Source organism: Bacillus sp. EB106-08-02-XG196, from assembly GCF_013396335.1.
Taxonomy (GTDB): Bacteria; Bacillota; Bacilli; order Bacillales; family Cytobacillaceae; genus Neobacillus.
Map to the genome: position 1 here is coordinate 186,007 of NZ_JABWSY010000013.1, position 14,607 is coordinate 200,613.

The 14,607-nt window shown below is 38.4% G+C and carries 9 protein-coding genes and 6 tRNA genes; 1 reads left to right on the forward strand and 14 read right to left on the reverse strand.

All coding sequences use genetic code 11. From position 1 onward, the window contains the following. Nucleotides 1–7: 7 nt before the first annotated feature. From menH to MLOOGBEN_RS20540, 3 genes are read right to left on the reverse strand one after another with little or no spacing between them, the layout of a single operon-like run. Nucleotides 8–817, reverse strand: a complete 810-nt coding sequence (gene menH / locus MLOOGBEN_RS20530) for a 2-succinyl-6-hydroxy-2,4-cyclohexadiene-1-carboxylate synthase (protein WP_179160137.1) — start codon at nt 815–817, stop codon at nt 8–10. Next, nucleotides 817–2,565 carry a 2-succinyl-5-enolpyruvyl-6-hydroxy-3-cyclohexene-1-carboxylic-acid synthase gene (menD, locus tag MLOOGBEN_RS20535; RefSeq protein ID WP_179160138.1) on the reverse strand — a complete coding sequence of 583 codons (1,749 nt, stop codon included), beginning with the start codon at nt 2,563–2,565 and terminating at the stop codon, nt 817–819. The genes menH and menD overlap by 1 nt, the downstream gene beginning before the upstream one ends. Nucleotide 2,566: 1 nt before the next feature. Beyond that, the gene (locus MLOOGBEN_RS20540; protein ID WP_179160139.1) at nt 2,567–3,967 is read right to left on the reverse strand and encodes an isochorismate synthase; all 1,401 of its coding nucleotides are present in this window, start codon (nt 3,965–3,967) and stop codon (nt 2,567–2,569) included. Nucleotides 3,968–4,321: 354 nt separating this feature from the next. On the opposite strand from MLOOGBEN_RS20540, the gene MLOOGBEN_RS20545 reads away from it, so the two are divergent. Further along, nucleotides 4,322–5,263 carry a 1,4-dihydroxy-2-naphthoate polyprenyltransferase gene (locus tag MLOOGBEN_RS20545; protein ID WP_179160140.1) on the forward strand — a complete coding sequence of 314 codons (942 nt, stop codon included), beginning with the start codon at nt 4,322–4,324 and terminating at the stop codon, nt 5,261–5,263. 45 nt (nt 5,264–5,308) lie between these two features. On the opposite strand, the gene MLOOGBEN_RS20550 is transcribed toward MLOOGBEN_RS20545, so the two are convergent. The 11 genes from MLOOGBEN_RS20550 to MLOOGBEN_RS20600 all read right to left on the reverse strand — a co-directional run bounded on the left by MLOOGBEN_RS20550 (nt 5,309) and on the right by MLOOGBEN_RS20600 (nt 14,607). Next, nucleotides 5,309–7,702, reverse strand: coding sequence for a glycogen/starch/alpha-glucan phosphorylase (locus tag MLOOGBEN_RS20550; protein WP_179160141.1), 2,394 nt, complete (start codon nt 7,700–7,702; stop codon nt 5,309–5,311). Further along, nucleotides 7,692–9,140 carry a glycogen synthase GlgA gene (gene glgA, locus MLOOGBEN_RS20555; RefSeq protein WP_179160142.1) on the reverse strand — a complete coding sequence of 483 codons (1,449 nt, stop codon included), beginning with the start codon at nt 9,138–9,140 and terminating at the stop codon, nt 7,692–7,694. The genes MLOOGBEN_RS20550 and glgA overlap by 11 nt, the downstream gene beginning before the upstream one ends. After that, nucleotides 9,137–10,168 carry a GlgC family sugar phosphate nucleotidyltransferase gene (locus tag MLOOGBEN_RS20560; RefSeq protein WP_179160143.1) on the reverse strand — a complete coding sequence of 344 codons (1,032 nt, stop codon included), beginning with the start codon at nt 10,166–10,168 and terminating at the stop codon, nt 9,137–9,139. Before MLOOGBEN_RS20560 ends, glgA begins: the two co-directional genes overlap by 4 nt. A gap of 19 nt (nt 10,169–10,187) precedes the next feature. Next, on the reverse strand, nt 10,188–11,333 hold the full coding sequence (locus MLOOGBEN_RS20565; RefSeq protein WP_179160144.1) for a glucose-1-phosphate adenylyltransferase: 1,146 nt from the start codon (nt 11,331–11,333) through the stop codon (nt 10,188–10,190). Continuing rightward, nucleotides 11,281–13,221 (reverse strand): 1,4-alpha-glucan branching protein GlgB, encoded by a 1,941-nt coding sequence (gene glgB / locus MLOOGBEN_RS20570; protein ID WP_179160145.1) that lies wholly within the window; start codon nt 13,219–13,221, stop codon nt 11,281–11,283. The genes MLOOGBEN_RS20565 and glgB overlap by 53 nt, the downstream gene beginning before the upstream one ends. Before the next feature lie 848 nt (nt 13,222–14,069). Next, nucleotides 14,070–14,141, reverse strand: a tRNA-Glu gene (locus MLOOGBEN_RS20575). A gap of 10 nt (nt 14,142–14,151) precedes the next feature. Further along, nucleotides 14,152–14,242, reverse strand: a tRNA-Ser gene (locus MLOOGBEN_RS20580). Nucleotides 14,243–14,250: 8 nt separating this feature from the next. After that, nucleotides 14,251–14,325 (reverse strand) — tRNA-Asn (locus MLOOGBEN_RS20585). A gap of 34 nt (nt 14,326–14,359) precedes the next feature. After that, nucleotides 14,360–14,436, reverse strand: a tRNA-Ile gene (locus MLOOGBEN_RS20590). 3 nt (nt 14,437–14,439) lie between these two features. After that, a tRNA-Gly gene (locus MLOOGBEN_RS20595) sits at nt 14,440–14,513 on the reverse strand. Between the two features lie 18 nt (nt 14,514–14,531). Continuing rightward, nucleotides 14,532–14,607 (reverse strand) — tRNA-His (locus MLOOGBEN_RS20600).

Consider the following 14,607-nt stretch of genomic DNA (forward strand, 5'->3'; position numbering starts at 1 on the left):
CTCCTCCTTAGTTTTTTAACAAAAAGTCACTTACTATTGTACCAAACTTTTCTCTTTGTTCCACATGAATTGCATGGCCACTATCATTAATTACAATCCCTGCAGCCTTTTTCATATCCTCTAGCATTTTTTCGGCTATCTTACAGAATTTTTCATCCTTTTCCCCTGTTAGCAATAAAACTTCACCGTTGAGGAGGCTTAATTTTCCCCACCAAGATGGCTGAGAACCTGTTCCCATCCCTAGCAGGCTATTTGCAAGACCCATAGCATTATTGGATAATCGTTGACTCCTAATACTTACTTGAATCGACTCGGGAAGATCCTTCATTGTTGAAAAGAGTGGAATTCCCTCCCAATAGTCAACAAATGATTTAATTCCTTGGTCATTTATAAAGTTTGCCAGTTCCCTATCTTTCATACGGCGATGCATTCTTTCTTCTTCCGTCCTCAGTCCTGGTGACACACTTTCCAATATTAGCTTTCTAACTCTCTCCGGATAAAGTATTGCAAAGGTCAGAGCAAGCCTTCCTCCCATTGAATACCCTAGCAAATCCGTTTGTTCAATTTCCAGCCCATCTAAAAGCTTAAGCAGGTCTTTAGCAGCTGATTCGATATTATAGTGATTTACATCTATAGGTGATTCTGTTTTACCGTGACCGATAATGTCTGGAATGATTAAATTAGAATGCTTGCCCCAAGCAGAGCAAAAAGGTGTCCAAGTGGAAGAATCCCCAGTAAAGCCGTGTAATAAAAGTAATGGAAATCCTTCCCCGCACATTTCGACATGGTATCCAATATCATTAATCTGTAGCTGCATTACTGAATACCTTTGACAAAATTTGATATTTCCTGGGAAACAACACGCCAAAATTCGCGGTGTTGTGTCAAATTGCTGTCTCTATTTGTTACCACTTCATATACATTTAAGCCTTTGACTTCGTTAGATTTGTTCATTAGTTCACGGAGATGCTCCCAATCCTTTACTTTCGTATAATTCCCGCTGAACATTGAAACAGCATGTTCAAATTCTAAGTTTAGTGGAGTACCAAATAAAAGCTCAAAATTCTTTGAATTCTGCGATTGAGGGAGGAAGGAGAAAATACCTCCACCATTATTGTTAACAACAATAATTCGTATATCTAAACTATATAGCTTCGCTGCAATCATCCCATTTAAATCATGGAAAAAAGTTAGGTCTCCTAAAACCAGGTATAATGGTTGAGAATATAATGCTGCTCCTAAAGCGGTTGATACAGTTCCATCAATCCCATTAGCGCCTCTATTGGCCATAACTTTTATTGACTTATGATTATTGAGAAAGAAACTATCTAGGTCTCTTATAGGCATGCTATTCCCAACGAACAAAGTAGCTTCCTCAGGAAGCATTTCCGCTAATTGATAGAACAATCGACCCTCGCTTAACATCTGGCTATCCTTAATTAAAGCCATGTTTGCTTTTGTAAGCTCATTAATTTCCTGCCATTTGTCCAAGAATTCTGTAGACGCTCTTGTTTCCGTTAGGCTTGCCAACTGCTCGCAAAAAATGGTTTCATTACAGAAAATCATTTCCGTTGATAAGGTTGCCGGATCCCTCCAGCCCCCTGCCCCGTCAATGACAAATTGTTCAGCTTGATGATTTTCTTTTAGGAATATAGTTAATGCCTTTGAAACAGGCATTGCACCAAAGCGGACAATGACATCCGGCTTCAAATATTCCTTGGCATCTTCATTCCTTAAAAAAGTATCATAGGCCTCCACAATATTCTCTAGTGGATGTAGTCCACTCCTGAGCTGTGACAATGGATCTGCTAAAACTGGAAATTTCAAGGCTGCTGATAACTCTGTGACAGCCTGAGCAAACCGGTTGTCAGCAATGTTTCCGCAAACAATAATTCCTTTTTTATAACCATCCAGCTTTTGAGAAATCTCCCTAAATTCATCCTCACGAACTGTCAATTCCCCATTTCGAACATTAACATAGCCCGCAGGACGTTCTTTTAATTCGAAGATTTCTTCATCAAGTTTAGGTATAAGCGGTTCCCTGAACGGAAAATTCAGATGGACTGGTCCAGCAGGTGCCTGACTTGCAATGGCAGCTGCACGTGCACCAACGGTGCGGGCATAACGGATTATTTCATCCCTATTCTCAGGCAAAGCCATATCTGCAAACCATTTTACATGCTGACCATATAAATGAATTTGGTCAATCGCTTGTGGGGCGCCCACTTCTCTAAGCTCATGTGGGCGGTCAGCGGTTAGAACCAGTAACGGAACACGTGAATACCGAGCTTCAATAATTGCTGGAAAATAATTTGCTGCAGCTGTCCCAGAAGTACATAAAATGGCCACTGGCTTGTTTGCAGCTTTCGCGATGCCTAAGGCAAAGAAAGCCGCTGAACGTTCATCTACATGGATATGGATATTTATTTCTGGATGTTCTGCCATTACCATTGCCATAGGGGTTGACCTAGACCCCGGGCTGACAACAACATCTTTTATTCCTGTTTGTACTAACTCAACTACAAAGGCAGCTAAATAAGCTGTTAATGATACTTGATGATTCATATTAATTTCCTCCAAGGGCGCGAAGCATCGGTCTGAATTTTAAGCTTGTTTCCAAATATTCACTTTCTGAATCCGAGTTCGCAACGACACCACATCCTGCAAATAATGAAGCTTCCTTATCTTGAATGAGACCGGATCGGATAGAAACGGAGAATTCACCGTTTCCTCGATAATCACACCATCCAAGTGGAGCCGCATAAAACCCACGATCCAATTCTTCGACTTCTCTAATTTTTTCAATTGCTTCTTGCTTAGGAAGTCCACCTAGGGCAGGAGTTGGATGAAGCCTTTCAACTAATAAAAGCAATGATGCGTCCTTCTGACATTTACCAATGACAGGTGTATAAAGGTGTTGAATGTCCCTTATTTTCATTAATTGCGGCTTATCTGGAAGGATTATTTCCTCACATGATTCTTCTAAAGCTTCCTTTATCATTTCAACTACATATCCATGCTCAATAAGGTTTTTCTTATCATTAAGTAATGTTTGCCCTAACCTCCGGTCTTCTTCTGCGGTTTTACCTCGTCCAATCGATCCTGCGAGACAGGTAGAGAATACATCGTTTCCTTGTTTTTTTACTAACCTTTCAGGTGTAGCACCAATGAAACAGTCTCCATTAGATTCAAAAACAAAAATAAAACTTTCACGCTGTTGATTATACAAATTCTTAAGAATTACCTCTGCTTTAACGCGTTGATCAAAAAATAATCTTAGTTCCCTAGCAAGAACTACCTTTTTTAATGAGCCAGATTTTAAATCCTCAACCACCTCATCCACACTCTGTTTCCATTCCTGTGGAGATATTTCTTTTGTTTCAAGGAGTTTTACCGGTTTTATTACAAAATCTTCTTTAGAAGACATGAGTAATTGGACTCGCTCATTTACTACTTTTTCAAAAAGTGTATAATCATCATTTTGGGTACAAACAATATTCGTCGTTAAAAAAGTTTGCCCTTCAACAATTGTCAACATAAACTTTGGAATATGAAATAAAGAATCTGCATATTTAGACCAAAGCGTTGTTTTCGACTTATGCGGATCAAAGGAGAATCCGCCAAACATTACGGGACCTAAGCCATTTTCTTTGTACGGGTTAAAGATAAGACTGTCCTTTAAAAATCCCTTCCATTCCTCTTCAACATGAAAAAAGCGGTCAGTAGCCTGATCCGACTGAATTTGTTTTGATATGCCAAGGCCAATAAGCACCACTTCTTCCGATGGGTCTTTCCAATAGAACCTTTCTCCTAGATAGCGCTCTCTTCCACTATTAAAAAAGGATATTGGTTCAACACTATCCATTTTATGTACTTCACTTATTAGAATGGGCCGGCCTAGTTTTTGAGCAGTACTAACTGCCAAAAGACCCCTTTCCTTTAATTCCGTTTCCTGAATGGTAACCAAAAAAATCCCTCCAAAACAGTCAAATGACTGTTATCCATTCATTATTAATGCCAATTTAAAGATACTACTTTCATTGTAAAGAAGTCAGTAATACTTGTCACTATCTATCCTCTTTGACTTCCTCATTATATCTTAAATAATACCGATCAGGGTTGTTTTTGATTTTCACTCGTTCATTTCATTTTCCCTCCAAATTCTCATTAATAATCAGACAGGAATAATCTACTAATTCCGCTAATAAAAAATAATTGACTATAGTCGCCGAATTCGCATAAACTTAGGGTTGGAAAGTTTCAAGCTCATATTACAAATTAATTATGTTATAGATAAATTTTTAAAAAGGGAGAGAAGAAAATGCAGCCAAATATTCAGCACACTTCTAAGCCTGCTGTTGAATCGAATCGTGGTTTTCAAGTTTGGTGGCAAATGACACGTCCCCATACGTTAACTGCAGCATTTGTTCCAGTTTTGCTAGGTACAGCACTTGCACTTGCACATGGGGAAATACATTTTGGACTTTTCTTTGCCATGTTAATTGCGAGTTTATTAATACAAGCAGCTACTAATATGTTCAATGAGTATTATGATTATAAACGCGGACTTGATAATGAACATTCAATTGGAATAGGCGGTACCATTGTCCGCGATGGTATTAAGCCGAGAACAGTCATGCAGCTCGCTTTAAGCCTCTATGGGATTGCATTATTGATTGGGATCTATATTTGTATGAGTACTAGCTGGTGGCTGGCACTTCTTGGGCTTGTTTGTATGGCAGTTGGTTATTTGTATACAGGAGGTCCTTATCCAATTGCTTATACTCCATTTGGAGAGATTTTCGCAGGGTTCTTTATGGGTATGTTAATCATTTTAATTTCATTCTATATCCAAACGGGAACGGTAACATCTACTAGCCTCCTAATTTCAGTCCCAATTTTAGTTCTAGTTGGTGCCATTAATTTCTCTAATAACATTAGGGATTTAGAGGGCGATAAGGAAAATGGCCGAAAAACATTAGCCATTTTAATAGGTAAAAATAGGGCAGTTACTTTAATGGGTTACATGTTCATTTTTTCATTTCTTTGGATATTAGGTCTCATCGTCACAGAAATTGCTCCAATTTGGACAGTAATCGTGCTTCTTAGTATTCCTAAAGCAATGAAAGCAATTAAAGGCTTTAAAGCAGGTGTTTCACCCATTCAAATGGCCCCTGCCATGAAGGCAACCGCACAAACTAATACAATATTTGGGTTCTTACTTGCAATTGGTATTCTTATTGGACACTTTGTTTCATTTTAAATAATAAAAGGCTTCTGCTATTTTCTAGTAGAAGCCTTTTACTATTTATAATGGTTTAATACCCCAGATATTGTCCGCATATTCTTGGATTGTCCGATCACTGGAAAAATATCCTGCATGGGCAATGTTTATTAGGCACTTCTTTTGCCAGATTTGCTGATTCCTAAAGGTCTCACCAATTTTCTTTTGTGTGTCAGCATAGGAAGCAAAATCCTTTAATACAAAGTACTGATCATTTTCCTCCAGCAAGGAATCAAAAATCGGTTCAAATTCGTTATAGACACCAGGGAAAAATCCATTAACAAGCTGATCAACTGCCTGACGGATGCGGCTGTCATGGTGATAATATTCAATCGATTGATAACCGCCATGCTGGTAATAATGTAGTACTTCATCAGCAGAAAGTCCAAATGTAAAGATATTCTCATCCCCAACCAATTCATGAATCTCAATATTGGCCCCATCCATTGTTCCTACTGTCAGTGCTCCATTTATCATAAATTTCATGTTTCCAGTACCAGAGGCCTCTTTACTTGCGGTGGAAATTTGTTCACTTAAATCAGCAGCAGGAAAGACTTTTTCCGCAAGCGAAACGCGGTAGTTTTCGAGGAAAACGACTTTCATTTTATCGCCAATAGCGGGGTCATTGTTAACCTTCTCAGCTACCGTATTAATAAGCTTAATAATTTTCTTTGCATAATAATAACCGGGAGATGCCTTTGCTCCAAAAATGAATACTCTTGGCACCATTGAAAAACTAGAATCCTCTTTTATTCGATTATAAAGATACATAATATGTAATACCTTTAGAAGCTGTCTCTTATAGGCATGCAGACGCTTAACCTGGACATCAAAGATAGCAGAGGAATCCACAACAATGCCGTTATGGCTTTGGATCACGTCAGCGAGTAGCTTTTTGTTATTTCTCTTAATATCTAAAAGTTTATCCATAAAGGACGTATCATTCTGATATTTAAGTAATTGAATTAAATCACTTGGTGAATTTGTCCATGAAGAACCAATCGATTCAGAAATTAAGGCTGATAAGTCAGGATTTCCTTTTAATAGCCAACGGCGGTGGGCGATACCATTCGTTTTATTATTGAATTTTTCCGGAAACAGCTGATAAAATTGATTCATTTCACGTGTTTTTAGAATTTCTGTATGCAGCTTGGCCACTCCATTGACACTGAAACTCCCCACAATCGCTAAATGAGCCATTTTTACATAGCCATCAGCAATGATCGCCAGCTTTGCAATCCTATCCCAATCCCCTGTATATTGGTCCCATAACTCCCCGCAAAATCGTTCATTTATTTCTTCGACAATCATATAAATTCGTGGTAATAACGGCTGAAAAATCCGAATTGGCCATTTTTCCAACGCTTCTGATAAGGTCGTATGATTGGTATAGGAAATGGTATGTTTTGTAATATACCAAGCTAGATCCCAATCAAAACCTTCGTCATCAATTAGGATTCTCATTAGTTCTGGAATAGCCAATACAGGATGGGTATCATTTATGTGAATACAAACGTGTTGATGAAGTTCCTTTAAGTTTCCGTGTTGTTTACGATACGTTTTGATGATGGATTGAATACTTGCTGATACTAGGAAATATTGCTGCTTTAACCTTAGTATCTTCCCTTCATCATGTGTATCATCCGGATAGAGGAATTCTGAGACAGACTCCGTTTCACGTTTATACTTTAAGATATCCTCATGGAAAGGGAATTGAGATGGTTCTGCATTCCATAGTCTCAATGTGTTAACCGTTTCAGAATTAAAACCAATGACCGGCATATCATGTGGAACAGCCGTTACACTTTCAGCATTCAAATGTTGAAACGTTAAACGGCCATTCTCTGTTCTTCCTTCGATCTTCCCCCAAAAAGGAATTTTAACAGCTAAATCTGCTTTTCGGACTTCCCAGACATTACCACTCCTAAGCCATTGCTCTGGGAGTTCTACTTGATAGCCATCGACTATTTTCTGTTCAAAAAGACCATGCTTATAGCGGATACCATGACCATGTCCAGGGAGATCCAGCGAGGCAAGGGAATCAAGAAAACAAGCGGCTAATCTGCCTAAGCCACCATTTCCTAAGCCTGCGTCACTTTCTAATTCCTCCAAGTCACTTAAATCGATTCCAAGGTCCCGAAGACCAACTTGTACGGTTTCTTCGATTCCCAAATTGATTAGGTTTTGCCGCAGGAGCTTTCCTAACAAATATTCTATCGATAGATAATAAACTTGTTTTCCTTTTGCAGCCAAGTACCGTTCATTCGTTTTTATCCAATCGTGACTTACAAATTCCCGAATCATAATCCCAAGTGTTTGGTATTGGTCTCGCTCTGAGCTTTCTGAAAAGCTCTTGCCGCAAACCATATTCACCCTCTTTAAAAAATGGTTTTTAAACTCTGTTGGATTAGAAAACATGGGTTTCACTCCTCAAGATCAGCTCTGCATAAAGCTGATTATACTTAAATGCAGACTGGGCCCAGCTGTTATCCTTTTCCATCGCTTTTTGAACGATTGTTTCCCAAGCGGGGTCATGATAAAAGCGTAATGCCCTTCTAATGGTGTAAAGCATGTCATGGGCATTAAAATTTTTGAAAGAAAACCCATTTCCCTCATTAGTAGTCTCATTCCAAGATTGTACCGTATCATTTAGACCGCCTGTTTCACGTACAATAGGGACCGCGCCGTACTTCATCGCAATAAGTTGACCAAGACCGCATGGCTCAAATAGAGATGGCATTAGGAAAAGGTCAGCAGCTGCATATAGCTTATGAGCCAGTCCTTCACTAAAACCGATGTGCACCTTTAATTTATTTGGATAGGAGTTTGCTGCATAACGCAAATACTCTTCATAGCCATAATCCCCAGTACCCAGAACAACCATTTGAATATCTTCATGAAGAATGTCTCTTAATACACATTTAACGAGGTCTAATCCCTTTTGTTTTGTCAGCCTAGTAATCATCACCATTAATGGTGTGTTTGGGCTCTGTGGCAGCCCAAAGTGCTTTTGGACTTCACTTTTGTTAATCGCTTTATCCTCAAGTTTATTTGCTGAAAAAGTTTTGTAGAGCAGCGTGTCATGCGCTGGATTATAGAATTTATCATCTATACCATTTAAAATTCCAACTAGATCTTCTTCTCTCGTTTTCAAAAGACCTTCCAGTTTTTCTCCATATTCCGGAGTTTGAATTTCCTGTTTATAGGTTGGGCTAACCGTTGTTATTTCGTCTGCTGCAACAAGCGCGCCCTTCATATAATTTATACAGCCAAAAAACTCTAAATTTTCAGGGTGGAAAGCTCCCCAATCTAAGCCAAGCAAGTCTCCCAGCGTTTCTCTTGGGAAAATGCCCTGAAATTGTAAATTGTGAATCGTGAAAACAGTACGAATCAAACCATAGTCTTTACGTTTGTAATATTCCATTCTTAATAAAAATGGAATCATGGCTGTATGCCAGTCATGGCAATGAAGGACATCTGGATAAAAGTCTAGATGTGCCAAAGCTTCCAATACAGCCCGGTTAAAATAGGCGAACCTTTCGCCATCATCATAATATCCATAGAACCCTTCACGTTTAAAATAATATTCATTATCAACAAAGTAATAGGTTACTCCTTGATAGATAAACTCTTCAATTCCACAATATTGGTTTCTCCAGCCAACAGGAACACTGAACTCAGTCAGTTTCTTCATATCCGCTTTAAAGTCATCGGCAATACTTCCATACTTAGGCAGAATAACCCGTACGTCAGTACCTAGACTTTTCAGTTCTTTAGGCAGAGAGCCTGCAACGTCTGCAAGCCCCCCTGATTTTGCAAATGGACCACATTCTGATACTGCAAATAATACTTTCACGTATTCATCAACGCTCCTTGCTTCGACCCTTTACGCACAACAAAAGGATCTCTGGCGGTACCTGTTAAGATTGTACCTTCCTCAACCTTTACGTCTTTGTCTAATATAACGGAATCAAGATAACAGTTATCTTCAATCACACATTTTTGCATGATAATACTATTTTTAATAACTGCTCCTTTTCCAATTTTTACGCCTCTGGAGATGATACTATTTTCAACTGAACCATTGATTAAGCAGCCATTAGCAATCATTGCATTTTGGACAGTTGATCCCTTCAAATAACGAGTTGGCGGCTCATCTTTAACTTTTGTTAGGATTGGCTGTTCTTTTATAAATAATTGCTTCCAAACATCGGAATTCAATAAATTTAAACTAGTAGAATAATAGTTTTGAATAGAGTTTATCATGACAGCATAGCCAGAATATTCATAGCGGCAAATGCTGTAATAATGGTCAGGGTCTAACACTACATCTTTCATACATGTATAACCTGTTTCATTTCTTGTTTCAATTAGTTTAATAAGTAAAGATGTTTTCACTAAATACATTTCCATTGGTGTTCCATCTTCATGGTGAATTTCGGTTATATCACACTCAGAATGGATATGGTATTCTAGCAATGGTTTGAAATTCATATTTAGAACGGTATAACAATTCGTAATAATCGAATACTCTTGAGAACTGCGGTAAAAGAAATCTAAGTTTGCTGCAAAGTTCTCAAATGAACCAATTTTATTAATATCTGAATCAACAACGGGAGTAGGGAAAAAGAAAAGGCCATCGCGTTTACGATTCAAATCCCAATTCTTTCCTGATCCAAGGTGATCCATTAGCGATCGATACATCATTTTCGGAAAGATGGCTACACTTCTAATCCCAGAATTAACCATATTCGAAAGAACAAAATCAATAATACGATAACGTCCTGCGAAAGGCAGGGCTGCAAGTGAACGATGTGTCAAAAGGTCCTCTAGATCATCATGGTACGTTGTTGCGTCAATAACACCTAATAGCTTTCTCTTCAATACATGTCCCTCCCGTATATTATAAAGCAGGATGTAACCCACTTAACATTTCTTCTGTAACAAGAATAATTTCATCATCAAATGAACGAATCACAGTTCCATCCGGAATGACAGCATCACTTGGAACAATTGCTTTTTCAATCTTAACGTTTTCACCAATCACTGCATCAGGCATGATGACCGATTCCTTTATGATGGATCCTTTACCGACGCTGACGCCTTGGAATAAAACAGAATTATCTATTTCCCCCTCAATCGTACAGCCCTCATTAATTAAAGACTCCTTAACAATTGCTTCAGGAGAAATATACTGAGGAGGTTGATTTGGATTTACAGAATAGATTCTCCAATCGTGATCAAATAGATCTAAATCACATTCGTCATTTAATAAATCCATATTTGCTTCCCAAAGACTCTTAACTGTCCCTACATCCTTCCAATAGCCTTTAAAAGGATAGGCATACAACTTCTTATTTTCTTCTAGCAGCGTTGGAATAATATCTTTACCAAAATCGTGGGAGGATTTAGAATTTCTTGCGTCCATCTCAAGATATTCTTTCAGTATATTCCAGCTAAAAATATAAATGCCCATCGAAGCTAAATTATTTTTCGGCTCTGCAGGCTTTTCCTCAAACTCTGTTATTCTTAAATCCTCGTTTGTATTCATAATCCCAAAACGGCTAGCTTCCGCCCAAGGAACTTCTATTAAAGAGATCGTTACATCTGCTCTTTTCTCAATATGATATTCAAGCATACTCTCATAATTCATTTTGTAAATGTGGTCACCTGAGAGAATGAGTACATATTCAGGCTGGTATTGCTTTAAATAATTAAGGTTTTGATAAATAGCACTAGCCGTTCCGGTATACCACTTTACCTCAGAAGTCTCAGCATATGGGGGTAAAACAGTTACCCCTCCATCTTTTCGGTCAAGGTCCCATGCACTACCTATACCTATATACGAGTTTAATAGCAATGGTTGATATTGTGTTAAGACTCCCACTGTATCAATACCTGAATTTGCACAATTGCTTAATGGAAAATCAATGATTCTGTACTTTCCTCCAAAAGGAACAGCAGGCTTTGCCAAATCCTTCGTTAGTGAGTTAAGTCTACTTCCTTTCCCTCCTGCCAATAGCATAGCTACGCACTTCTTCTTTCCCATTCCCTTTTCTCTCCTTTCGTTTTTTCACCGGTCGTATGATCTGAAAGCCAAAAGGCGGAATCGTCACATTAACGGAATATGGTTTACCATGAAATGGCACTTCTTCAGACATAAATGTTTTCTTATTCACAAATCCAGCGCCGCCAAAGTCTTGATGGTCACTATTTAAAATTTCCCTAAACTCACTTTGAATGGGTACGCCAATTTTAAATTCTGGATAGTGAACACCTGTAAAATTGCATATGATGACTAAATAATCATTTTCCGTCTTACCTTTCCTAATAAAAGAAAAGACTGATTGGCTTTCGTTATTACAGTCAATCCATTCAAAACCATCATGATTATGGTCAAGCTCATAAAGAGCTTTAGAGCGTTTGTAAATTTTTGTTAATTGTTTAACGTATTGATTTACATTTTGATGCATTTCATAATCTAATAAATTCCAATCTAATTGTTCTTTATCTTTCCACTCTGAGAACTGACCAAGCTCAAATCCCATAAACAGTAGATTCTTCCCAGGATGTGCAAACATATACCCTAGAAGCAAGCGGAGCTGCGCAAACTTCTCCCAATAATCACCCGGCATTTTATCTAATAATGACTTCTTACCATGGACCACTTCATCATGTGAAAATGGGAGCATAAAGTTTTCAGAGAAGGCATAAAGAAGTGAAAATGTCACTTTAGTATGGACATTTGCACGTGCAAATGGCGGAGTTTCCATGTATTTTAACATGTCATTCATCCAGCCCATATTCCATTTATAATCGAAGCCTAATCCACCATAATGGACAGGGGAGGTAACATTAGGGAAGTCTGTTGAATCTTCACCAATCATGACAAACGTTGGATCATATTCATGTACTTCTACGTTTAGCTTTTTAAGAAACTCAATTCCAAATGGATTTTCTTGATTATCGTCTGAATTTGGCCAATAAATGATATTCGCAACAGCATCCATCCTAAATCCATCAATATGAAAATAATCTATCCAAAAAAAGGCATTTGAGATGAGGAAGCTTTGAACTTCACCTTTTCCAAGATCAAAGTTTGCTGTCCCCCAGACTTTGTTTTCCCTGTCACTCTCTGTTTCGTAGGAATAAATATGTGAGCCATCAAAACGATATAACCCATGTGAATCCTTACAAAAGTGACCAGGCACCCAATCAAGAATAACGCCAATGCCATTCTGATGACATTGGTCAACAAAGTACATGAAGTCCTTTGGTGTTCCATAGCGAGAGGTTGTGGAAAAGTACCCAGTTCCTTGATATCCCCAAGAACCGTCATAGGGGTGTTCAATAAGAGGTAATAATTCAATATGTGTAAATCCATGTTCAAGCACATAAGGAATGAGTTCTTCTGCCATATCCCTATATGTTAAAAAATCGCCATTTTCATGTTTCTTCCAAGATCCAAAATGAACTTCATAAATTACCTGCGGCTCTGACAAGATGTTCTTTTTTTGTTTCCGATACATCCAATGGTTATCCTGCCAATCGTAGTTTTTCAATGAGTAAACGATTGAAGCAGTATTTGGCCTTAGTTCGGAATAGAAGGCATATGGATCTGCTTTTAAAATTTTTTCATTTTGCGTTGTTGTTATTTCATATTTATAGAGGCAGCCACTTAGGTCCTGATCAATAACTATAATCCATACACCTTCATTGTTTACCCTATGTAAATCGTAACCTTCTCCATTCCAGCTATTGAAATTACCCACTAGCCTGACTTCTTTAGCATTGGGAGCCCAAACACAAAATCTCGTATAGACTTTGTCTGATTCTTTAAACACGTGTGCTCCAAAAAGCTGATGACTTTGAAAAAGGTTTCCCTCATGAAATAAATGCAACTGATATTCTGTTGGATATAAAGTATTCACTGCCATTAATAACCTCATCCTTGTGAAAATGTATTTCAAGGGTTAATTATAAGTGCAAATAACAAATAATCCTTATAAAACTTTTTTATCTTTTCTGACAATAAGTTTTATAGTTTGTCATATAAACGGACATTTCAACAACTTACGACAACATTCAACAAAGATTCCTTCAATTAACGACAAAAATATATAAAGTTTTTTTGCAATTTTGGGTAAAAAATATTATTTGATTTGTTATAAATTAAGCAGTATAAAATTATAGAAAACCCGGAAGATGTAAGCGTTACCAACGTTTTTCTCGGTGATGAGGAATGGAGGGAATTATATTAAAATAGTATTGTTCCTTAGAGATTGCTCTCTCCAGTCTTGGACTAGCTATGGACGTTTTAGAGGATTGAATTGTTTGTTTTTCTTATATAATAACAAATATTTAGAGATGATTCTTATATAGGGGTTAGTTAGGAAAATTAAGAATAAAAGGGACATTTCATAATGGCTAATGCAGCATGTTATCTTAAAGAGGCTGGAGTTTACCCATATGGAATAATCTACAGGAGTTCGATCACTCCAAGGGCGCTGGAGTTACCCTAATGGAATTATCTACAGGCTTTCGGTCACTCCAAGGGCGCTGGAGTTACCCTAATGGAATTATCTACAGGCTTTCGGTCACTCCAAGGGCGCTGGAGTTACCCTAATGGAATTATCTACAGGCTTTCGGTCACTCCAAGGGCGCTGGAGTTACCCTAATGGAATTATCTGCAAGTATTCGGTCACTCTATAGATGTAGGTATCGTTTTTTTACTATTAAAAAAGCACAAAAAAACTGATGATAATATATCATCAGCCTTTTTGTATGACCCCTACGGGATTCGAACCCGTGTTACCTCCGTGAAAGGGAGGTGTCTTAACCACTTGACCAAGGGGCCTTAAATTTTATGGCGGAGAAGGAGGGATTTGAACCCTCGCGCCGGTTACCCGACCTACACCCTTAGCAGGGGCGCCTCTTCAGCCTCTTGAGTACTTCCCCATAAAAAATGGCTCCGCAGGTAGGACTCGAACCTACGACCGATCGGTTAACAGCCGATAGCTCTACCACTGAGCTACTGCGGAACAGTATAAAGTTATTTTGCTTCGCAAGAAAATCTGGTGGGCCTAAATGGACTCGAACCATCGACCTCACGCTTATCAGGCGTGCGCTCTAACCAGCTGAGCTATAGGCCCATATGGAGCGGGTGATGAGAATCGAACTCACAACATCAGCTTGGAAGGCTGAGGTTTTACCACTAAACTACACCCGCACTATTATAATAAATAGATGGGGCGACTGATGGGAATCGAACCCACGAATGCCTGAACCACAATCAGGTGCGTTAACCACTTCGCCACAATCGC

Excerpts from the sequence above, each read along its gene's own strand:
- MLOOGBEN_RS20565 (WP_179160144.1), bottom strand. The coding sequence starts at position 11,333 with ATGGGAAAGAAGAAGTGCGTAGCTATGCTATTGGCAGGAGGGAAAGGA.
- menD (WP_179160138.1), bottom strand. The coding sequence starts at position 2,565 with ATGAATCATCAAGTATCATTAACAGCTTATTTAGCTGCCTTTGTAGTT.
- MLOOGBEN_RS20550 (WP_179160141.1), bottom strand. The coding sequence starts at position 7,702 with ATGTTTTCTAATCCAACAGAGTTTAAAAACCATTTTTTAAAGAGGGTG.
- MLOOGBEN_RS20545 (WP_179160140.1), top strand. The coding sequence starts at position 4,322 with ATGCAGCCAAATATTCAGCACACTTCTAAGCCTGCTGTTGAATCGAAT.
- glgB (WP_179160145.1), bottom strand. The coding sequence starts at position 13,221 with ATGGCAGTGAATACTTTATATCCAACAGAATATCAGTTGCATTTATTT.
- menH (WP_179160137.1), bottom strand. The coding sequence starts at position 817 with ATGCAGCTACAGATTAATGATATTGGATACCATGTCGAAATGTGCGGG.